Here is a 19,340-nt window from a genome sequence, read left to right on the forward strand (position 1 = left end):
GAGCTATCAATCATGGGGAAAATAAACCCCACACGCCATTCCAGTGGCGACAACCTGAATTTGATTTTTATGTCAATCTCTTAAGGCAGTAACCAATTCAAAGTTGAAGCAAGGCCTCGTGCATGGCCATTCAGGCTTTTTCCAGGCCATTTAAGACCGCGATTACTTTAGGGGGCAACTTCTCCTGCTTAGCCAGCCGAACCAATGATTCGCATGCCTGTAAGACCATACGTTCCTCAATATTTTTCATTGCCGCCCCTTCAGCATCAACCCTGAACTCAGTTAGCACCATTCTTTCCACAGGTGTGTCCATCTCATCATCCAGGGATTTGATCCACTTATTGAATTTTCCATAAGCCACTTCAACGTCAGACAACTCAGACGCGAATCTCGACCCACAGTACTTTAGTTTGGTACTTGCATTAAAAATAAACGATATTGCAAATACAAGCTCCTGATTATCGGTAACATATTGCATTGCCTCCTTATAGATTTCCTCTTCGCTTTGGGCACCTGCACAAACTGAGAATATAAAGATAAAAACTGCCAGAAAAATTCTCATAATCACTCCCCCTGAAATTCTAACGATCCTATGGAAAACAGGACCAAACTGGATGACCCTACGGCTTTTTCTTGCTCACCGCATTGAACATGATTTGACCACTCCGCTTTTACATAATCACTTATTCGACGCCATAGCAACTATTTTTGTGCAGAGGAGTGTCGATATCCCTGTGAGTCACTGAATCGCCCCGTACTTCATCAGTTTTTCGATGTTGTGTATCAAGTAAAATAATCGCACTTCGAAGAAGAGCTTGCGTTTGCCCTCGCTCACCTGCATGCGGGTATTCGAGAAAGTGCCAGCTGCCATATGTTTCGGCATTCCTTTGCCATACGACTGATCACGTCAGGCATGGATATTTTTAATACCCAGGAATTACCCGGCCACAATGATGCCAATACCACGATGCTTTACCTCCATGTCATCGGTATCCAGGAGCGGGTCGTAGTCAGCCTCCCGACTGACCCGTGGCTTAGATTCAGGAAAATATCGGCAAGCCCAATTTGGTCGAATTTTACCCAGCCCCTTCCTCGACCAGCATACTCAAGCCATGATCCTATTGTTGACTCGGCAGTTACCCGGAACTGGCGCTTTGCTCTAGCCCCACCTCGCCTGATTCCGCATAATTGCCGGCCGATGAAAAGAATCCCAACAGACGGCCCGTTGTATGTGGTTTAAGAATCTGCGCGTTTACCGCCTCACCAAAGAATTTGACCTTTCTGCCGAAAAATTGAACGAACTGCTGGAGCCGCAGGCGTTTGTGCCCTGTGGCAGCCAGGATGCCGCCCGCTATGGCTGGGTACCACCGCTGGGCCGCCACGGTAGCGAGCTTGTCCATGCCACCAACGGCTACCTGATGGTGTGCGCCAAGAAGCAGGAGAAAGTCATCCCTGCCGGCGTCGTCAACGAGAAAGTCGAGGAACGGGCCCAGGCCATTTCCGAGAAGGAACACCGCCAGGTGGGCCGCAAGGAGAAACAGAACCTGAAGGACGAGGTGCTGCTTGAGATGCGCCCCAAGGCCTTTGCCCGCTCACGCCTGCACTATGCCTATATCGCACCGCGGGACGGCTGGGTGGTGGTGGATGCCTCGTCCGCGTCTGCCGCTGAGGAGCTGCTGGAACACCTGCGCGAGGCCCTCAGCAGCCTGGCGGTAATCCCGCTGTCCGCCAAGAATCTGCCCCAGCAGGCCATGACCCACTGGCTCACGGCACCTGAGGCCCCGGTCAACTTTGAATTCGGCCACGAGTGCGAACTGCGCGACCCCAAAGACAGTGGCAGCGTGATCCGCTGCAAGAATCAGGACCTCTGCGCCGAAGAGATCCACAATCACCTGGTGGCCGGGATGCAGGTGCACAAGCTGGGGCTGGTCTGGAACGGCGGTGTCGAGTTCGTGGTGGATCACCAGCTGTCCCTGAAGCGGGTCAAGTTCAGTGATGAACTGGTCGAGAAGGCGGACAGCGCCGACAGCGAGAATGCCGCCCAACGTTTCGATGCCGATTTCTCGGTCATGACTCTGGAGATCTCCGCCCTGCTCACCGACCTGGTGGCCGCGTTCGGTGGTGCCGGCGAGGGCGCCAGTGTGGAGGAGATTGTCGCCCGCGCCAACCGCACCGAGCAGGACCAGCTGGCGGCAGAGGTGGAGGAAGTGGAGCTCTGACGCCCATCCCACTTCCCGATGCGTATAGATAACCTGAGCGACCAACCCACTGCCGTCGATATGCTGGCCAGCTGGCACTTTGACGAGTGGCGGCATCTATACCCAGACGAGACCCATACAGACTTTGCCGAAGACCTGCGCCGCTCACTCGAGCGGGGAGCAGTTCCGGCTACCTGGGTGCTGGTCGATGACGAGGGTGTCTGGGGTTCCGCCTCGGTGCTCGAGCAGGACATGGAAACCAACCGCGAGCTGGGGCCGTGGCTTGCCAATGTGTACGTCCATCCCCGCCACCGTGGCCGCGGCCTGGGCAGTCAGCTGATCCGGCATGTGATGGCACAGTGTCAGGCCCGTGGCCTGCCGGCACTTTACCTGTTCACACCGGGTCAGGAGATTTTCTACGAGACCCTGGGCTGGCAGCGGCTGCGCCGCGAGCGCTATCACGGCGAGGTGGTCACCATCATGCAGGCCCGCCTCGGAGAAGATTGACGGCGGCCCACCCTGTCCGCGGTCGTCAACGATATATTCCGGCATTTCCCCGGCGGCCGCTAACCGAGCTCAGTCTCAACAGCACTGCTGGCGCCACGCATAAAAAACCCCGGGCCAGCTGGGTTTTTTTATTGAGCGTCGATGTCAGACCTTGACCATCGGCCGGCCTTTCTCGCTCCACTGCACGTGGTATTTTTCGTTCTCCGGCCGATCGACCCGGGAGAAGGTATGCGCACCGAAGAAATCCCGCTGCGCCTGCAGCAGGTTGGCGGGCAGGGATTCGCGGCGGAAAGCGTCGTAATAACTAAGTGCTGAGGACAGGGCCGGCACCGGGATACCGCGCAGACTGGCATCCGCCACCGCCCGGCGCCAGTTACCCTGGTTGGAGGCGATCTGCTCGATGAAGAAATCATCCAGCAGCAGGTTGGAAAGCTTGATGTCCCGCTCATAGGCGTCACTGATGGACTGCAGGAAGACGGCGCGGATGATGCAGCCGGCGCGCCAGATGCGGGCGATTTCGGCGAAATTCAGCTGCCAGCCCTGCTCCCGCGCCGCCAGTTTCATCAGGTCAAAGCCCTGTGCGTAGACACAGATCTTGGCGCAGTAGAGTGCATCGTGCAGCTGTTGAATTGCCTCGGCGCGCTCGGCCTCTGGCACCGGCTGAATGTCGGGGCCGTGCAGTTTCTTCGCCGCACGCCCACGCAGGACCTTGCGGGTAGAGAGTGAGCGGGCAAAGACCGCCTCGGCAATACTCGGCGCCGGGCAGCCGACTTCCAGGCTGCTGACTGCGGTCCAAAGGCCGGTGCCCTTCTGGCCGGCCCGATCGAGAATGATATCCACCAGCGGCTGCCGGGTTTCAGCGTCTACCGTGGCCAGCACCTCGGCGCTGATATCGATCAGGTAACTATTCAGCTTGCCCTCATTCCACTCGCGGAAGACTGCGGCAATCTCTGCCGGGGTCATCTCCAGCGCGCTACGCATCACATCGTAAGCCTCGCAGATCATCTGCATGTCGGCGTATTCGATGCCGTTGTGCACCATTTTCACGAAATGGCCCGAACCGATGGGGCCGATATAGGCGGCGCAGGGCTCGCCCTCGGTGACCGGGTTGCCCGGCTCGAAGCGCTCGATGGGCTGGCCGCTGCCCGGGTCGACCTTGGCGGCGATGGCATGCCAGATAGGCTCGATACGGGCCCAGGCATAAGGATCGCCACTGGGCATCAACGAGGCGCCAAAGCGGGCGCCCACCTCACCGCCGGAGACGGCAGTGGTAAAGAAGATCAGTTTGCCCTCATAGCGCTTGCAGCGCGTCACCGAATCGGTCCACAGGCTGTTGCCGGTATCCACCACGATATCGTCCGCCTTGAGGCCGGCATCCAGAAGCTTGTTACACACGTCGTCCACCGGGGCACCGGCGGGCACGGAGAGTATCACCAGGTGCGGGGCTTTTACCCGGGAAAGGAGTTCGGTGTAGGAGTTGCAGGTCTCGACGCGGGCCGGCTGGTCACCGCGCTCGCGGGCATCCTGTTCCAGCAGCGCATCCAGCTTGTGGTGATCCAGGTCGAAGGCGCAGACACGGTAGCCGTTGTCGGCCAGGTTGAGGATCAGGTTCTTGCCCATCACCCCCGCGCCGATAAAACCAATGTCACACAAAGCGTCAGAATCAGCCATGGATTGCCCCTGATTTGGTGGATACAGCTCAAAAGGGTGCGGAGTATAGCAACATGCCTCTTATGGCGGGAGCCTGGAGCAATACAGCGCTGTTGCCCTTTGTCCCGCCACGGCCAGCCCTCCCTGCGGCTAGTGCACTCCGTCAGCATTCAGCATAGAAGTGTTCCGGTAAACGTCCCCCGGGGCTATCGGTTCACAGGAAGGGGACAGACCAGGGGGCCGGCCTTCCGTTGCGCAGGCTGGCCTACTCGGGAAACTCGCCGTGCCGCCCGGCGCCACGGGTAAAACGCGCTGCGCCGTCAATGGCCTCCTCCAACACCACCGGGTAGCCACCCCGCCCCTCGGCTTCCAGGGCGGAATTGAGATCGAGGTCCCACTGGCGGTAGGCCGAAGCGCGGTCAGCACGCAAGCACTGCTGCGGGAACGCTGCGATCCGGGCGGCCATCTCAAGGGCAGCACCCAGGGCTTCGCCCTCGCCAACCAGTCGATTGGCCAGGCCCATCTGCAGGGCCTCCCCGGCATCGACCGGACGGCCGGTCAGGATCATGTCCATGGCCCGACCGTGGCCGACTATCCGCGGCAAGCGCACCGTGCCGCCATCAATCAGGGGCACCCCCCAGCGGCGACAGAAAACACCAAAGACTGCCGTCGGATCCGCCACCCGCAGGTCGCACATCAGCGCCAGTTCCAGCCCCCCCGCTACCGCATAGCCGGAGACCGCAGCAATGACCGGCTTGCTGAGCAGCATCCGCGTCGGCCCCATGGGACCAGGCCCCGTACCGGTGGGCTCGACGGGGTTGCGGCGGCGGGGATCGCCCAGTGCCCCCAGGTCGGCACCGGCACAGAAATGGCCCCCGCTGCCGGTCAACACGGCGACAGCCAGCTCCTCCCTCTGCTCGAACTCCTCGAAGGCCTGACGCAACTGCGCTGCCGTGGGTCCATCCACCGCATTGCGCACCTCAGGCCGACACAGGCGGATGATGAACACAGCACCATCGCTCTCGGTGACAACAGATTGCTGGACCACGGCAGCCTCACTGGTGGCAGAAACACGCTCCCATGCTAAACCGCGCGGTCAGCGGGAGAAAGCACCAGTCCGTGAAGCGCCAAGACTCACCCTACAATCCGTCTGCAAATGGGCAGCCCCGCTGACAGGCAGGAGACAACTGCAGGACTTTCTATCTATGACGGATCCAACTACATCTATTCAAAAGATCCGGGAAACAGCGCTGAGCCTCTCCGGCGACCCATCCGATTATCGCGCCCTGCTGCAGCTCGCCAGCGACCGCGACATGGTGTTGCTCGGCGAGGCCACTCATGGCTCCCACGAGTTCTACGAAGCGCGTGCCGCCATCACCCGGGCGCTGATCGAGGAACAGGGCCTCGACGCCATCGTCATTGAGGGAGACTGGCCCGACGTCGCCCGCATCAACCGCTATGTACATGGCCGCGACGGCGACGATTCGCCCGGGCAGGCTCTGTCGGACTTCGAACGCTTTCCCCTGTGGATGTGGCGAAATACCGAGATGGAGTCCTTCGTGCAGTGGCTGCGGCTCTGGAACAGCCGCCAGGAACGCGGGCGACAGACAGGCATCTATGGCATGGACCTGTACAGCATGTACCGCTCCGCCGAGGCAGTGATCCAATACCTGGAAACGGTCGACCCGGGAGCCGCACGCCGCGCTCGGGAACGGTATGCCTGCATGAACCACCACGGCGATCCCCAGCGCTATGGTTACCGCGCCGCCATGGGCATCAGCGAATCGTGCCAGAAAGCGGCGGTGGAACAGCTGCTGGAAATGATGGAGCGCCGCAACCAGTGGCTGCAGCGCGACGGGCCGCGGGCGGAGGACGAGGAGTTCTACGCCGAGCGCAACGCGCGCGTTGTGCACCACGCCGAAGCTTACTACCGAGGGATGTTTTTCTCCGATGTAAACACCTGGAACCTGCGCGACCGCCATATGGTGAACACGGTGCTGGACCTGCGCCAGTACCTGTCGAAACAACGGGGGCGGCCGGCAAGAATCGCGCTCTGGGCGCACAATTCCCACCTGGGCGATGCCCGCGCCACCGACGCCGCGCTGCAGGATGAAATCAACGTGGGGCAACTGCTGCGGGAAAAGCTTGAGGAGCAGGCCCTGCTGGTGGGTTTTACCACGTATACGGGCCATGTCACCGCAGCGCGGGAGTGGGATCAGCCTGCCGAGCACCGCTGGGTGCGCCCGGCAATGGAGGGCAGCGTGGAACTGCTGTTCCACGAAACCGGGCTGGGTGACTTTTTCCTCGACCTGGCATCCGTCGACACCTGCGCCCTGCACCGGCCACTACTGGAGCGGGCCATCGGAGTCATCTACCGACCCGAAACCGAGGGCCAGAGCCACTATTTTCGCGCAACGGTGGCGGAGCAGTTCGACGCGTTGTTCCACCTGGACGAAACCCGGGCGCTGGAACCGCTGGATATCACCGGGCACTGGGAAGCGCGCGAACCACCGGAAACCTGGCCTTACGGCACCTGACATTCCTCACGCGACCGCGAAGTCGACTCGCCCATATGCTGGTCTCCTCGGGTAACCACGGCAGTGTGGCTAAACATACGCCGAAGCTTCATCCCCAGCGGCACTGAATTACCAACGTCCGGGATCAGGGCAACTCAGGCTTTTTTCTTGTACATTCTTGATTCCCGTTAAAAATTTCGTGGTCGTAATCCCGGGGTTTACCGCATTTGCGCCACCATTGGCAGGGATGCGGAGATTTCGGGCCGGGGACGCGGGCAGCTGCGGGCAAAGAAGAAGCTCAACCGACAGGAAAGATCGCACCATGACTGAAGAGGCCCTGATCCAGTTTTACCTCGCGCACCAGTGGCTTGTACTGCCCCTGTTCCTGATCTTCGTGGTGGGCCTGGCGATCTTCTGGTTTGGTGGGCTGGTGGCGGCGCTGGTGGCCCTGGGCAACAAGCAGTGGCTGTGGGGCATCCCGTCGATCTTCCTCGGTCCGCTGACCGGGCTGCCCTATGCACTCCTGTATGGCGAGGCCAAATACGCCAAAACGCTCATGTTGCGGGGGCTGGCGCTGATGCTGGCAGCATTGCTGTTGTTCTTGTTGCTGTGGTTCTTCACCCGCGGAGCCGGGCCCGCCGGATAAAGGGCGCCCCATCGGGCAGGAAGCTATGACGGAAGCTGGTCGGGACAACCATCCCCAGCCACACAATAAAAATGGTCGACGCCGGTGCCGCCCGCGGCCTCTGGTGATGGCTACCCTGTTGCTGCTCGTCATCACCGGCTCGATCTATGCAGCCTTCGAACTTTCACCGCGGCCGTCGGCCACCCTGATTCGGCTGGCGTTTGAGAAACAGGCCAACCAGCTCAATACCGCGCTGGCCCCCCTGAGACCAGCATACGTCCGGGTCAGGGAGGACATTCCCTACGCCCCCGACGACCCGGACGCCCAGCTCGACCTCTACTCGCCACAGCTGAATGGCAGGCCTATGCCCCTGGTGGTCTGGGTCCCCGGCGGCGCCTGGGTCGCTGGCAGCAAGGAAGGGATCGCCAACTATAGCGCCCTGCTGGCGGGGCACGGCTATGCAGTGGCCGCCCTCAACTACTCCCTGGCTCCCGCGGCTCACTATCCGAAGCCGGTTGAGCAGGTAAGCCGGGCACTGGCTTTTCTGGACCGGAATGCCGGTAAACTCAACCTCGACACCTCTCGCGTCTTCCTCGCAGGGGATTCCGCCGGTGCCCAGATTGCCGCGCAGGTCGGCAACCTGATCGCATCGTCAGACTATGCTGGGGAACTGGGTATAGAACCGCCCCTGCAGCGCCGCCAGCTGTCGGGGCTGCTTCTGTATGGAGGCGCCTACGACCTGGAACAACTGAACTTTGATGGCCCCCACGGTGAATTCCTGCGCAGTGTGCTGTGGGCCTACAGCGGCGACCGGGACTTTCTCGACAACCCGGAATTCGACACTGCCTCTGTGCGGCAGTATCTCACTGCGGACTTCCCGCCCACCTTCATCAGTAGCGGCAACGGGGATCCACTGCTGGCGCAGTCTCAATCCATGGCCGCCACCCTGAAGGAGCTTGGCGTGCCGGTCACGCCCCTGTTCTTTCCCGCTGACTATTCCCCGGCCCTGCCCCACGAATACCAGTTCAACCTGGGCATTGCGGCAGGCAGGCTGGCGCTGCAGCAGTCGCTGCGCTTTCTCAGCCGGCAGCTGAGGGCGACCTGGGCCGCACCGGCGGGGCCATTCGCACCCGCCCCCCGGCCGCTGCGCCACCCCCGACAGTTGACCCGGGGCTCGGCCCAATTGACCGGGAGTCCACTGTTGAGCGATTAGATTGGCATTCAGTCCAACCCCGCTTTTGTGTATCATCTCGGGCTTTTAGCACAATTTTTAGCCAATCTGGCGTAATTGACGCAGTTAAAGCCCCGGTGAATACGGCGCCCACAGACAACAGGTATCCATCATGAGCACCACCGCTTCCTCAGGCGAACAGCAAAACAGCCCTCCCGCGCAGAGGAAGGCGTTTACCCGCTTCCTGGATACCGTCGAGTGGCTCGGCAACCTGCTGCCACACCCGATCACTCTCTTTGCCATGTTTGCGGTGGCGGTCATCGTCATCAGCGGCATCGCTTCCTACTTTGGCCTGTCGGTCGCCGACCCACGTCCGGTAGGGGCCGCCGGCCGCGATCCGGATGGCATCATCGAGGTGTTCAACCTCTTCTCTGGCGAGGGGCTGCGCTATATCGTCACCAGCCTGGTGACCAACTTTACCGGCTTTGCGCCCCTGGGCACGGTGCTGGTGGCCCTGCTGGGGGTCGGTATCGCTGAGCACTCGGGTCTGCTGAGTGCTGCCGTCCGCGGCCTGGTCCTGCAGGCATCCCAGCGCACCGTGACAGTGATCGTGGTATTCGCCGGCATCCTCTCCAATACCGCCTCCGAGTTGGGCTACGTGGTCCTGATTCCCCTCGCGGCGATGATCTTTCACTCTCTCGGGCGTCATCCGCTGGCCGGCCTGGCGGCGGCCTTTGCCGGTGTCTCCGGTGGCTACAGCGCCAACCTGCTGATCGGCACCGTCGATCCGCTCCTGTCTGGCATTACCGAGTCCGCCGCCCATATGATCGACCCCACTTACACCGTGGGCCCCGAGGTGAACTGGTTCTTCATGATCGCCAGCACCTTCCTCATCACTGCCGTGGGCAGCTGGGTAACGCTGGCGATCGTCGAGCCCAAGCTGGGCAAGTACGACCCGAGGGAAGCATCGGTGGACCTCTCCCAGGACAAGTTGGGAGCGCTCACCGATGCCGAGAAGCGCGGCCTCAAGTTCGCCGGCCTCGCGGTACTGGCGGTTTCCGCCCTGTTTGCCCTTTCCGTCGTTCCCGAGTGGGGTGTGCTGCGTCATCCGGAAACGGGCGAGGTTTCCGGCTCCCCCTTCCTCAAGGGCATCGTGGCCCTGATCGTGGTGTTCTTTGCCGTGCCCGGTTTTGTCTACGGCCGCGTGACCGGCTCCATGAAGAATGACCGCGACGTGATCAATGCCATGTCAAAGAGCATGGGCACCATGGGCATGTACATCGTGCTGGTGTTCTTTGCGGCGCAGTTCGTGGCTTTCTTCAAGGTCACCAACCTGGGCACCATCTTCGCCGTAGTCGGCGCAGATACCCTGCAGAGCATCGGCCTGACCGGACCGCTGCTGTTCCTGTTCTTCATCATGATGTGCGGCTTCGTGAACCTGATGCTGGGCAGTGCCTCGGCACAGTGGGCAGTCACCGCACCGATCTTCGTGCCGATGCTGATGCTGCTCGGCTACGCGCCGGAGGTGATCCAGGCCGCCTACCGTATCGGCGACTCCGTGACCAACATCATCACGCCGATGATGAGCTACTTCGGCCTGATCGTGTCTTTCGCCACCCGCTACAAGAAAGACCTGGGTATCGGTACGCTGATCGCCACCATGATCCCCTTCTCGATTTTCTTCTTCATCGGCTGGACCACCCTGTTCTTCCTCTGGGTATTTGCGCTCGGCTTGCCGGTGGGACCGGGTGCCGCCACTTACTTCGGCAGCTAATAGCGTTAAACTCGAGGGCTGCGCCGCAGGTGCGGCCCTTTTCACAGCGAGAGTTTCATTCATGAGTTCACTGCAGGATCAACTGCTCAAGGCCGGCCTGGTGGATGCCAAAAAGGCCAAGCAGGTCAACAAGGAAAAGCGCAAGCAGAATAAAGTGGCCAAGAAGTCCGGCCAGCTGCAGGTCGATGAGGCCCGCGAAGCGGTAGAGCTGGCCCGTGCTGAGAAAGCCGCCCGCGACCGGGCACTCAATGCCGAGCGTGACGCTGCCGCGCGAGAGAAGGCGATCACGGCCCAGATCAAGCAACTGGTGGAAAGCAACAAGCAGTCCAAGGGCAACGGCGACATCGCCTACAACTTCACCTTCGAGCGCAAGATCAAAAAGATCTATGTCTCTGAGGCAGTGCGCGACCACCTGGCGGCCGGACGGCTGATGATTGTGGGTCTGGACGAGCAGTTCGAGCTGGTGCCGCGGGTAATCGCAGAGAAGATCAGTGAACGCAAACCAGACGCCGTGGTACAGCCTCCCGCAGACAGCGGCCAGCCGGACGAGGACGATCCCTACGCGGAGTACCAGATCCCCGACGACCTGATGTGGTAAGTCACGCTTGAGCCACGATGAGGACATCCTGCGGGCAGTGGAGCAATGGCTCACCGATGTGGTGGTGGGCCTGAACCTGTGCCCCTTTGCCCGCAAGCCCATGCGCGCCGGACAGGTCCGTTACGCCATCAGCGGTGCCCGTTCCGACGAGGAGCTGATGGAAAACCTGCGGGTGGAAATGGAGCGACTGGACCGGGAACCTGCCGAAACGCTGGAGACTACCCTGGTGATCGTTCCCTGCCATCTCGAACGGTTTGAAGACTTCAACCAGTTCCTGGACCTGGCGGAGTGGCTGATCGAACGAGGGGGCTACAGCGGCATCTACCAGCTAGCGACCTTCCACCCTGATTACCAGTTTGCCGGCACCGACGCCGGGGATGCGGAGAACCTCACCAACCGGGCCCCATACCCGATCCTCCACCTGATCCGTGAGGCCAGTATCGAGCAGGTACTGGAGAGATACCCGGACCCGGAATCGATTCCCGAAAACAATATCCGCCGCGTCCGGGCTCTGACGGCTGAGCAATGCCTGCAATTGTTCCCCTACCTGTTCCGGGACGACAACTCCAGGGGGCACTAACCCCTGTCGGCGGACAGGCAATCCGGATCGGCAGCCGTCTCCGCGCCATCGCTCCCTGCTGTGTCCAGGTGCGCGTTACCTGCCTGGCGGCCAATCTCATAGCCTCGCTGTAACAGATCCGGCTCCTGGGTAAAGCGCGCCACCGGGAAATCGGCCGGTGGGGAAATTACCCGCACCCGGCAATCCTCAGGAGGCTGCCGAATAAACTCCAGCGCGCGATTGTAGCGCTCGGCACGCCCCAGCACTGACTCGAACAGGCTCGCGTGATCCCGGAACAGCTGCTTCATGAACTGCGGAGCCGGGGTTTCCCTTTTGCGGTAGCCCAGCGGGCGGGAGAGGAGCACCGTGATGTCCCGGGCCCCCTGCTCGTAGGCGCGAATGACGGGAATGGAGTCCGCCAGCCCACCATCGGTCATGGGCTCGCCATTGACTCGCGGAAAACCGCGATAGGCGAACGGAATGGCACAGGAAGCGGGAAACACCTCGTGCATATTTTCTGCCGTAACTTCCAGGTAGTGCGCCTGACCGGAGTCAATGCTGGTGGTGACCGCGTAAAGTGGCACACCGTTGTCATAGTAACGCTGCAGGCTCAGCGGCACCTCATCAAAGGAGGCGTGCCACAGCCACCCCACGTCACAGAAGTGCCCCCCCTTCAGGAAACGCCGCCAGTTGATGAAATCCTCCCGCCGGGCATGATCCATCAGGATACGGCGACTGCGCCCGTGATCTCCCGCCAGGTAACCGATCAGGTTGGTGGAGCCCGCGGATACACCGATGGCAAAGTCGTAGGGCAGGAAGTCCGCTTCGATAAAGGCATCGAGGACACCGGCGGCGAAGATGCCGCGCATCGCCCCGCCCTCTACCACGAGCGCCGCCTGGGAAACTGCGCTATCTCGACTCATTGACTCTCCATTGCTGCATCGGCAGTTGTGGTTTCGCTACTGTGGGTAATTTTAACTTTGCCTTCCGCCGTCGACAGTCGCCTTCCCGCTCAAATCGAGTGACCAGAGCGCTGCCGTGCCCCATCGGGTGCGCTACTGGCTGACAGACGCCGCCCCGGGCGTTAGAGTATCGGCGCCGTAGACTTTACGGACGCGAAAGTTCACTTTCGATTTTCAACAGGGGCCACCATGCCGAACCATTCCCCGATACTGCTGCCGGTTGTTGCCCTGGTCGCCTGGTCACTGCTGATGTGGATCTGGATGTACGCCACGCGCCTGCCGGCAATCCGCGCCGCCGGATTGGAACTGGACTCCACGGCCCCGCAGGGCACACAGATGCAGCAATTGCCGGCGCGGGTGCGCTGGAAGGCTGACAACTACAATCACCTGATGGAGCAGCCGACGCTCTTTTATGCCATCGCCCTGGTACTGGCGCTGGTGGGCCAAAGTGACGGGCTGAACCTGATTCTGACCTGGGTCTATGTGGTTACGCGAGTGATCCACAGCCTGTTTCAGGCGCTGGTCAACAGAATTGAAATTCGCTTTGTGATTTTCGTACTCTCCTCCATGGCACTCTTTGCACTGACGGTGCGTGCCATCATGGCCCTGACTTAAGCGGAAGCGTTCATGCAGCAAGTAAAGTTCGGCGCGCCCTGGAGTCGCCAGCTCAGAATCCTGACCGTTGTGTTCACCCTGTTCCTGCTCGGCCTGCCGGCAATCCTGATCAACCGGGCTCCGGAAAATCCACCTGCGATTTACCTGGTCAGCATCTGGCTGCCACTCGCTATTCTGGCCCTGAGCGCCCTGTTTGCCATCCGCGGTTTCATCATTGAGCCGGATCGCCTGCTGGTGTTGCGACCGCTGTGGAAGACCAGCCTGTCACTGACCGGACTTGAGCAGGCGGAACACGATCCCCAGGCGATGGATGGTTCCATCCGCACCTTTGGCAATGGCGGCCTGTTTGGCTTTATTGGTCTTTTCCGCAATAAAAAACTGGGCCGCTACCGCGCCTTTGCCACCGACCAGAAAAATGCGGTAGTGCTGCGTTTCCCGACCCACACCCTGGTGATCACACCGGATCGGCCGGCACGGGCTGCGGAACTCCTGAACGGGCAAACGTGATCGCCCTCGGGCACGAGGTGACCCCTCATATCCCATCGCTTCGCTGCTCATATCCAGGGGATCTGGGCTAGAGTTTCTTCAGGGACTCGATGGCCTGTGCCTCTCTCGAGCGCAATTTCCTGGAAAAATGCCATGAAGCCATTGCTGCTGATTTCCATTGTTTGCCTCCAGCTGGCTTTTGCGACAGGTGCTATGGCAGAAGAGTCCCACGAAATCCGTTTTCCCGCGGGTAGTAGCAGCACTCAGGTCAGCGGCTCGATCAAAGGCTACGACACAGTCACCTACCAGTTGCGCGCGCAGGCGGGCCAGCAGATGAGCGTGGTGATGGATACCAGTCATAGCGCCAGCTATTTCAATGTTTTCCCTCCCGGTAAGGGCCCCGGTGACGCGGCAGTATTCATCGGGTCCATCAATGGCAACCGTTTCATGCAGGCCCTGCCTGAAGATGGTGTTTACACCATTCAGGTGTACATGATGCGCTCTGCCGCGAGGCGAGAGGAAACAGCGGAATATACCCTGGATATCGCAATCACGGACTCCTGACCCCGTAGGGCCTGTGCTGCCCGGGTCTCCCCGCATGACCGTGCAATCCTCACCAGAGCTTCCATACTGAAAAGGCAACGGAAGATGCATGATTAGCCCAAAAGGATATCCATGCCATTTGACCAACAGGGAAACCGCCTGTCCGGTGCCAGTCCCGCCGCCCTCGAGTATTACCAGCGCGCCCTGACTGCCTTCAACCTCTATCGCGGCGATCCCTTCGCACTGCTGGAAGATGCCATCGCCGAATCTCCCGGTTTCGCCATGGCTCACCTGCTCAAGGCCTACCTGTATGCCACCAGTACCGAGCCGGCGGCCAATATAGCCGCCCAGAAGATCCTGGTGGCCACCCAGGTGCTGCCCCTGTCAGAGCAGGAGCGCTCCCACGTCTCGGTGCTGAAATCCCTTACCGGTGGCAACTGGACCGAGGCGGCAACGGCACTGGACTACCACAGCTGTCGCTTCCCCCACGATCTGGTAGCCATCCAGTGCGGACACCTGATGGATTTCTACCGTGCCAGCAGCCGCAACCTGCGCGACCGGATCGCGCGGGTGCTACCCCAGTGGTCGGCGGAAATCCCCGGCTATTCACTGCTGCTCGGCATGTATGCCTTCGGGCTGGAGGAGTGCGCGGACTACGAACGTGCTGAAGCCTTCGGCCACAGCGCGCTGGAGCTGGAACCTTTCGACTGCTGGGCGCACCACGCCGTGGCCCACGTACTGGAAATGCAGGGCCGCACTGCAGAGGGAATCCGCTGGATGCAGGAACGTGAGCCCTTCTGGGCCGGGGAGGACAATTTCTTCAAAGTGCACAACTGGTGGCACCGGGCCCTCTACCACCTGGATCAGGGCGAAACGGAAGAGGCCCTGGAAATCTACGACGGCCCGATCCGCCGTGACGCCAGTGTCATGGCACTGGATCTCGTAGACGCAGCAGCGCTGCTGTGGCGACTGGTCCTTGCCGGCTGTGACGTCGGCGAACGCTGGCAGGAACTGGCGGACTGCTGGGAGCCCCACGCAGACGGTCACCACTACCCGTTCAATGACTGGCACGGCGCCATGGCATTTCTCGGCGCCGGCCGCCAGCAGGCACTGGAGCGGGTTGGTAACTGCCTGCGCGCCGGGCGCGACAGCCACCGCGAGGTGTGCCATTGGGGCTGGGAGACCGGTCTGCCCCTGGTGGAGGGATTCAGTGCCTTCTGGGAAGGCGATTACGGCAGTGCCATCCGCCATCTGCACAGCGCCCGTGCCATCGCCAATACCTTCGGGGGTAGTCACGCCCAGCGCGACATCATCGACTGGACGCTGGCCGAGGCCGCCCTCCGACTGGGAGAACGCGGCACTGCAGAGGCGTTCTGTGAGGAACGCCTAGCAATGAAACCCGATAGCAACCACGTCCGCGAGATGGTCGCCCGTGCAAGCGGGGCGAAACCAACCACTGCCGGCTAGAAGACAAGGCGCCACCTCCGCCCTCGACGATCCCCAACTTCATCCACCCCGGCTCCAGGCAAGTGCCGGAGGATGCACCGCGCACACAAGCGCAGAATTCAACTAACCTGAAGACAGTGAGCATGAAATGTGACGCAGTGATCTGTCGCTGGCGCGCCTGCGTACTTGTGCGCTATAGCTCACAAAAAAAGCAAGCAAGGGGACTCAGCATGGGCGAACTCGTACGCCTGGTCTACGCCAGCAAGGCTTCCTTCTTCCCGCTACCCGCCAAGAGTGGCGTCGAACCCACTGTCGCCCGTATCCTGATGCAGAGCCGTCAGAACAACAGCCGCAGTGATGTGGGTGGCATTCTCTATTTCGGCGATGGTTATTTTTTCCAGGCCCTCGAGGGCGAACGGGAGGTGGTGAACGAAACGTTCCGGCGTATCTGCGCCGACAGCCGCCATCACCAGGTGACCACCCTTTCCCTGAAGACTGTCGCGGCAAGGCTCTTTAGCGACTGGTCGATGAAATATGTCCCCGCAGAGCAGTCCCTGCGACAGTTCCTCGGCCGCCGGGGCTACACCCGCTTCCAGCCGCTGCGCTTCTCTGAGGAGGAGGCCGATTCGCTGGTGCAGTTTTTCGAGCATGCACGGGACGAAAACGCAGAGGCAACCCGGAAAGCGAAACGCTTCAACCTGCGTGCGCTCTTCTCTCGCAAATCCCGCCTCGCCAATTAATCCCGTCAATCCCGGCTGCAGCCAGCGAATTTCGGCGTTATAGTGAGATCCGCGTGCCCATCGGGGCGCGTGCTCATCGCTGAACCGGATCCTGCCACCATGAACGCCCTGCTCACTGCAGCTTCACTTCTCCTGCTGTTCCTCCCCCTGCCGTCATTCGCCAGTGGAGATTGTGCGATCCTGCTACACGGCCTGGGCCGCTCGGACGGCTCCATGGAGACAATGGCCGAGCGACTCGGTTCAGCAGGATTCCATGTGGTCAATGTGGACTACCCCTCAACTGAATACCCCATCGAGGCGCTTGCCGGTAAGGCGATCGCCCCCACGCTGGATCAGTGCGCAGGAAGCACGAAGGTGCACTTCGTGACCCACTCTATGGGCGGTATTCTGGTGCGCCAGTATCTCAGCCGCGTAACCATCCCCAATCTCGGTCGTGTAGTGATGCTCGGCCCACCGAACCAGGGCAGCGAAGTCGTGGATTCCCTGGGTGATATGCCCGGATTTCAGCTCATCCTCGGAGATGCCGGCCTGCAGCTCGGTACCGGGAAAGAGAGTGTGCCCAACCGGCTGGGCCCAGCGGGTTTCGAAGTGGGCGTCATTGCCGGCACCCGCAGTATCAACCCCGTCCTGTCGCAGATCATTCCCGCCAGCGATGACGGCAAGGTCTCGGTGGAGAGCACCAGGCTCGAGGGTATGAGCGACCACCTGGAGATGCCCGTCACCCATGTTTTCATGATGCAGAATGATGCCGTCATTACGCAGGTGATCCACTTTCTGCGCCACGGCCATTTCCAGCGTACGGAGTCACCGGCATCCTGAGCGCAGCCCCATCGCCTGCCCCTTGACCGCAGGCTGACATGCCACCGTCACGTCTCAGCTAAACTGCTGCCGAGGGACCCGCCAATTAACAGGCGGGTTCCCGGCAATGGACAGCGGTGATGGCAGCACAGCAGGACAGCACTGAGGCGATCAAGGAACTCCCGGAACAGGTGGACCGGGGTGTGGAGACTGCCCTGGACAAGGTGGATACCTGGGTTGCCGATGGCATTCAGCATCTGCCGAACGTCATTGCCGCGTTGATCGTCCTGCTGCTGTTCTATTTGCTCGGCCTGCTGTTCAGCTACCTTACCTGTCGCCATTTTGCCCGCCGGGATCGCACCAACCTCGGGGAAGTTCTCGGTGGTCTCGTCAAGTGGATCGTGGTCGGCATCGGTTTCCTGCTTGGCGCCACCATTGTCATGCCCACCCTGAATCCCGGTGACCTGGTTGCAGGTCTGGGTGTGGGCTCCGTCGCCTTCGGCTTTGCGTTCAAGGATATCCTGCAGAACTGGTTGGCCGGACTGCTGATCCTGATCAGGCATCCATTTCGCGTGAACGACCAGATCCGCGTCGGGGAATTCGAAGGCACCGTCAAGAGAATCGAAAACCGCGCAACGCTGATTCGCACCTATGACGGCCAGCGGGTGGTCATCCCCAACAGTGATATCTACACCAATGCAGTCGTGGTCAAGACGGCCCACCCCCTGCGGCGCAGCGAATACGATGTGGGTATCGGTTATGGCGACGGCATCGACCGCGCCTGCGAAGTGCTGGTGGATGCGGTCAGTAAAGTCGAGGGTGTGCAGAAAAGGCCCCCCGTAGAAGCCCTGCCCTGGGAACTGGCCGCGAGCTGGGTCACCATCCGCATGCGCTGGTGGACCAACAGCCGGCAAACCAATGCCAATCACATTGGTTCGGATGTCATCAGGGCCATCAAACTGGCCCTGGATGAGGCCCGCATCGACATGCCCTACGAAACCCGGGTGCAGCTATTCCACGACCAGACCGAGGAGAGCGATGGGGACCGCGGGCAACAGCGGGAAGGCTGGCCCGCCCCCCGGGACGGCAGCACCCGCCCCCGCTGGCGTGCGCAAGCAGATGGGGAACAGCCCTGAGCGGAAAGCAGCCCTGACCGGAAAGCAGCCCCGAGCGTAAAACAGCCCCGAGCGTAAAACAGCCCTTAACGAAAGGCAGCCCGGAGCGGGATTCAGGTCCGGGAATCCGGTATTCTGGTGAACCTTCCCTGGCAACGATAAGACTCGCATTCACCATGCAAGATTGGCACTGGTCACGCTTCGAAGACCTCACCCTGCAGCAGCTTTACAGCATCCTGAGACTCCGCCAGGCAGTCTTCGTGGAGGAACAGGACTGTGTCTACCAGGACGCAGACGGGAGGGACCAGCACAGCTGGCACCTCGCCGCCTGGCAACCACAGGAAAGCGAGCCGGAGTTACTGGCCTATCTGCGCGTGGTCGACCCGGGCTACAAGTACTCCGAGCCGTCGATCGGTCGGGTACTGACGGCACCCGTTGCAAGGAGAACCGGCCTCGGCCGCGAACTGATGGCGCGGGGGCTGGCACTGTGCGATACGCATTTTGGGCCCAGCCCTATCCGCATCTCTGCCCAGCAGTACCTGGCGGATTTCTACAGGGAGTTCGGTTTTGCGCAGGTCTCTGAGCCCTACGACGAGGACGGCATCCCCCATATCGAGATGCTGCGCCCAGGAGATGAATGACTGCCCCTGACACTACCGGTCTCCACTTCAGTGGGCAGAGGTCTTGGAAAACAGGTTGATAATCACAACGCCGGCAATGATAAACGTCATCCCGACTACCGCCGGCCAGTCGGGAATCTGCCGGTAAATGACTGCACCTGCCAGCGCCACCAGCAGAATCCCAACCCCCGCCCAGATGGCATAGGCAATCCCTACCGGGATGGTTCGCAGCACCAGCGCCAGCATATAGAACGCGAGCCCGTAACCGACAACGACAATCACCGACGGCAGCGGCCGGGTAAACTGCTCGGAAGCCTTCAGTGCCGTGGTACCGGCCACCTCGGCCAGAATTGCGATCGCGAGATAAACGTAAGCCATCTTCCAATCCAAAAAAATGGGGGCTGCGAAGGCCCCCAT

Annotated in this window: 23 protein-coding genes; 17 read left to right on the forward strand and 6 right to left on the reverse strand. The window is 60.9% G+C overall.

What is annotated here, in order from left to right:
* Positions 1-130: 130 nt before the first annotated feature.
* Complete coding sequence (locus tag LVD12_RS03065; RefSeq protein WP_237065519.1) at positions 131-562, reverse strand: hypothetical protein; 432 nt, start codon at positions 560-562, stop codon at positions 131-133.
* Between the two features lie 177 nt (positions 563-739).
* On the reverse strand, positions 740-871 hold the full coding sequence (locus tag LVD12_RS16050; RefSeq protein WP_255771324.1) for a hypothetical protein: 132 nt from the start codon (positions 869-871) through the stop codon (positions 740-742).
* Here LVD12_RS16050 and LVD12_RS16195 point away from each other — a divergent pair, their 5' ends adjacent.
* Genes LVD12_RS16195 through LVD12_RS03075 form a run of 3 tightly spaced genes read left to right on the forward strand, consistent with a single transcriptional unit; the run spans position 872 to position 2,705 of the window.
* On the forward strand, positions 872-1,240 hold the full coding sequence (locus LVD12_RS16195; RefSeq protein ID WP_369413352.1) for a tyrosine-type recombinase/integrase: 369 nt from the start codon (positions 872-874) through the stop codon (positions 1,238-1,240).
* Positions 1,230-2,219 carry a recombination-associated protein RdgC gene (rdgC, locus tag LVD12_RS03070; protein WP_237065521.1) on the forward strand — a complete coding sequence of 330 codons (990 nt, stop codon included), beginning with the start codon at positions 1,230-1,232 and terminating at the stop codon, positions 2,217-2,219. The genes LVD12_RS16195 and rdgC overlap by 11 nt, the downstream gene beginning before the upstream one ends.
* Before the next feature lie 18 nt (positions 2,220-2,237).
* Positions 2,238-2,705: a GNAT family N-acetyltransferase gene (locus LVD12_RS03075; RefSeq protein ID WP_237065522.1), complete on the forward strand. Its 468-nt coding sequence runs from the start codon at positions 2,238-2,240 to the stop codon at positions 2,703-2,705.
* Between the two features lie 144 nt (positions 2,706-2,849).
* On the opposite strand, the gene gnd is transcribed toward LVD12_RS03075, so the two are convergent.
* On the reverse strand, positions 2,850-4,376 hold the full coding sequence (gnd, locus tag LVD12_RS03080; protein ID WP_237065523.1) for an NADP-dependent phosphogluconate dehydrogenase: 1,527 nt from the start codon (positions 4,374-4,376) through the stop codon (positions 2,850-2,852).
* A 244-nt stretch (positions 4,377-4,620) separates the two neighbouring features.
* On the reverse strand, positions 4,621-5,403 hold the full coding sequence (locus tag LVD12_RS03085) for a crotonase/enoyl-CoA hydratase family protein (protein ID WP_237065524.1): 783 nt from the start codon (positions 5,401-5,403) through the stop codon (positions 4,621-4,623).
* A 157-nt stretch (positions 5,404-5,560) separates the two neighbouring features.
* On the opposite strand from LVD12_RS03085, the gene LVD12_RS03090 reads away from it, so the two are divergent.
* The 6 genes from LVD12_RS03090 (at position 5,561) to LVD12_RS03115 (ending at position 11,619) form a co-directional block, all read left to right on the forward strand.
* Positions 5,561-6,892 (forward strand): erythromycin esterase family protein, encoded by a 1,332-nt coding sequence (locus LVD12_RS03090; RefSeq protein ID WP_237065525.1) that lies wholly within the window; start codon positions 5,561-5,563, stop codon positions 6,890-6,892.
* Positions 6,893-7,193: 301 nt separating this feature from the next.
* Positions 7,194-7,517, forward strand: a complete 324-nt coding sequence (locus LVD12_RS03095; RefSeq protein ID WP_237065526.1) for a hypothetical protein — start codon at positions 7,194-7,196, stop codon at positions 7,515-7,517.
* Positions 7,518-7,542: 25 nt separating this feature from the next.
* Positions 7,543-8,709, forward strand: coding sequence for an alpha/beta hydrolase (locus tag LVD12_RS03100; RefSeq protein WP_237065527.1), 1,167 nt, complete (start codon positions 7,543-7,545; stop codon positions 8,707-8,709).
* Positions 8,710-8,839: 130 nt separating this feature from the next.
* Positions 8,840-10,441, forward strand: coding sequence for an AbgT family transporter (locus tag LVD12_RS03105; RefSeq protein WP_237065529.1), 1,602 nt, complete (start codon positions 8,840-8,842; stop codon positions 10,439-10,441).
* A gap of 61 nt (positions 10,442-10,502) precedes the next feature.
* Positions 10,503-11,039 (forward strand): DUF2058 domain-containing protein, encoded by a 537-nt coding sequence (locus LVD12_RS03110; protein ID WP_237065531.1) that lies wholly within the window; start codon positions 10,503-10,505, stop codon positions 11,037-11,039.
* 7 nt (positions 11,040-11,046) lie between these two features.
* Positions 11,047-11,619 carry a DUF1415 domain-containing protein gene (locus LVD12_RS03115; protein ID WP_237065533.1) on the forward strand — a complete coding sequence of 191 codons (573 nt, stop codon included), beginning with the start codon at positions 11,047-11,049 and terminating at the stop codon, positions 11,617-11,619.
* On the opposite strand, the gene LVD12_RS03120 is transcribed toward LVD12_RS03115, so the two are convergent.
* A complete protein-coding gene (locus tag LVD12_RS03120; RefSeq protein ID WP_237065535.1) occupies positions 11,616-12,521 on the reverse strand; it encodes a patatin-like phospholipase family protein in 906 nt (301 codons plus the stop codon). The genes LVD12_RS03115 and LVD12_RS03120 overlap by 4 nt on opposite strands.
* Positions 12,522-12,749: 228 nt before the next feature.
* Between LVD12_RS03120 and LVD12_RS03125 the strand changes: the two genes are divergently transcribed.
* From LVD12_RS03125 to LVD12_RS03160, 8 genes are all read left to right on the forward strand, one after another.
* On the forward strand, positions 12,750-13,175 hold the full coding sequence (locus tag LVD12_RS03125; protein WP_237065537.1) for an MAPEG family protein: 426 nt from the start codon (positions 12,750-12,752) through the stop codon (positions 13,173-13,175).
* A 12-nt stretch (positions 13,176-13,187) separates the two neighbouring features.
* Positions 13,188-13,682 carry a PH domain-containing protein gene (locus tag LVD12_RS03130; protein WP_237065538.1) on the forward strand — a complete coding sequence of 165 codons (495 nt, stop codon included), beginning with the start codon at positions 13,188-13,190 and terminating at the stop codon, positions 13,680-13,682.
* A gap of 132 nt (positions 13,683-13,814) precedes the next feature.
* Entirely contained in the window at positions 13,815-14,225 is a 411-nt protein-coding gene (locus LVD12_RS03135; RefSeq protein ID WP_237065539.1) for a hypothetical protein, read from the forward strand.
* A gap of 111 nt (positions 14,226-14,336) precedes the next feature.
* Complete coding sequence (locus LVD12_RS03140; protein WP_237065540.1) at positions 14,337-15,671, forward strand: tetratricopeptide repeat protein; 1,335 nt, start codon at positions 14,337-14,339, stop codon at positions 15,669-15,671.
* A gap of 209 nt (positions 15,672-15,880) precedes the next feature.
* On the forward strand, positions 15,881-16,390 hold the full coding sequence (locus LVD12_RS03145) for a BLUF domain-containing protein (protein WP_237065541.1): 510 nt from the start codon (positions 15,881-15,883) through the stop codon (positions 16,388-16,390).
* Positions 16,391-16,489: 99 nt separating this feature from the next.
* The gene (locus tag LVD12_RS03150; RefSeq protein WP_237065542.1) at positions 16,490-17,209 is read left to right on the forward strand and encodes an esterase/lipase family protein; all 720 of its coding nucleotides are present in this window, start codon (positions 16,490-16,492) and stop codon (positions 17,207-17,209) included.
* A 119-nt stretch (positions 17,210-17,328) separates the two neighbouring features.
* Positions 17,329-18,324 (forward strand): mechanosensitive ion channel family protein, encoded by a 996-nt coding sequence (locus LVD12_RS03155; RefSeq protein WP_237065543.1) that lies wholly within the window; start codon positions 17,329-17,331, stop codon positions 18,322-18,324.
* A 155-nt stretch (positions 18,325-18,479) separates the two neighbouring features.
* Positions 18,480-18,944 (forward strand): GNAT family N-acetyltransferase, encoded by a 465-nt coding sequence (locus LVD12_RS03160; protein WP_237065545.1) that lies wholly within the window; start codon positions 18,480-18,482, stop codon positions 18,942-18,944.
* 27 nt (positions 18,945-18,971) lie between these two features.
* On the opposite strand, the gene LVD12_RS03165 is transcribed toward LVD12_RS03160, so the two are convergent.
* Positions 18,972-19,301 carry a DMT family transporter gene (locus LVD12_RS03165; protein ID WP_237065546.1) on the reverse strand — a complete coding sequence of 110 codons (330 nt, stop codon included), beginning with the start codon at positions 19,299-19,301 and terminating at the stop codon, positions 18,972-18,974.
* Between the last annotated feature and the right edge of the window lie 39 nt (positions 19,302-19,340).

This window comes from Microbulbifer guangxiensis, assembly GCF_021729075.1.
Lineage (GTDB): Bacteria > Pseudomonadota > Gammaproteobacteria > Pseudomonadales > Cellvibrionaceae > Microbulbifer > Microbulbifer guangxiensis.

Coding starts and splice junctions, on each gene's coding strand:
- LVD12_RS03095 (WP_237065526.1), top strand. CDS start 7,194: ATGACTGAAGAGGCCCTGATCCAGTTTTACCTCGCGCACCAGTGGCTT.
- rdgC (WP_237065521.1), top strand. CDS start 1,230: ATGTGGTTTAAGAATCTGCGCGTTTACCGCCTCACCAAAGAATTTGAC.
- LVD12_RS03120 (WP_237065535.1), bottom strand. CDS start 12,521: ATGAGTCGAGATAGCGCAGTTTCCCAGGCGGCGCTCGTGGTAGAGGGC.
- LVD12_RS03150 (WP_237065542.1), top strand. CDS start 16,490: ATGAACGCCCTGCTCACTGCAGCTTCACTTCTCCTGCTGTTCCTCCCC.
- LVD12_RS16195 (WP_369413352.1), top strand. CDS start 872: ATGTTTCGGCATTCCTTTGCCATACGACTGATCACGTCAGGCATGGAT.
- LVD12_RS03100 (WP_237065527.1), top strand. CDS start 7,543: ATGACGGAAGCTGGTCGGGACAACCATCCCCAGCCACACAATAAAAAT.
- LVD12_RS03090 (WP_237065525.1), top strand. CDS start 5,561: ATGACGGATCCAACTACATCTATTCAAAAGATCCGGGAAACAGCGCTG.
- LVD12_RS03105 (WP_237065529.1), top strand. CDS start 8,840: ATGAGCACCACCGCTTCCTCAGGCGAACAGCAAAACAGCCCTCCCGCG.
- LVD12_RS03160 (WP_237065545.1), top strand. CDS start 18,480: ATGCAAGATTGGCACTGGTCACGCTTCGAAGACCTCACCCTGCAGCAG.
- LVD12_RS03130 (WP_237065538.1), top strand. CDS start 13,188: ATGCAGCAAGTAAAGTTCGGCGCGCCCTGGAGTCGCCAGCTCAGAATC.
- LVD12_RS03145 (WP_237065541.1), top strand. CDS start 15,881: ATGGGCGAACTCGTACGCCTGGTCTACGCCAGCAAGGCTTCCTTCTTC.
- LVD12_RS03155 (WP_237065543.1), top strand. CDS start 17,329: ATGGCAGCACAGCAGGACAGCACTGAGGCGATCAAGGAACTCCCGGAA.
- LVD12_RS03125 (WP_237065537.1), top strand. CDS start 12,750: ATGCCGAACCATTCCCCGATACTGCTGCCGGTTGTTGCCCTGGTCGCC.
- LVD12_RS03165 (WP_237065546.1), bottom strand. CDS start 19,301: ATGGCTTACGTTTATCTCGCGATCGCAATTCTGGCCGAGGTGGCCGGT.
- LVD12_RS03065 (WP_237065519.1), bottom strand. CDS start 562: ATGAGAATTTTTCTGGCAGTTTTTATCTTTATATTCTCAGTTTGTGCA.
- LVD12_RS03110 (WP_237065531.1), top strand. CDS start 10,503: ATGAGTTCACTGCAGGATCAACTGCTCAAGGCCGGCCTGGTGGATGCC.
- LVD12_RS03135 (WP_237065539.1), top strand. CDS start 13,815: ATGAAGCCATTGCTGCTGATTTCCATTGTTTGCCTCCAGCTGGCTTTT.
- LVD12_RS16050 (WP_255771324.1), bottom strand. CDS start 871: ATGGCAGCTGGCACTTTCTCGAATACCCGCATGCAGGTGAGCGAGGGC.
- LVD12_RS03140 (WP_237065540.1), top strand. CDS start 14,337: ATGCCATTTGACCAACAGGGAAACCGCCTGTCCGGTGCCAGTCCCGCC.
- gnd (WP_237065523.1), bottom strand. CDS start 4,376: ATGGCTGATTCTGACGCTTTGTGTGACATTGGTTTTATCGGCGCGGGG.
- LVD12_RS03075 (WP_237065522.1), top strand. CDS start 2,238: ATGCGTATAGATAACCTGAGCGACCAACCCACTGCCGTCGATATGCTG.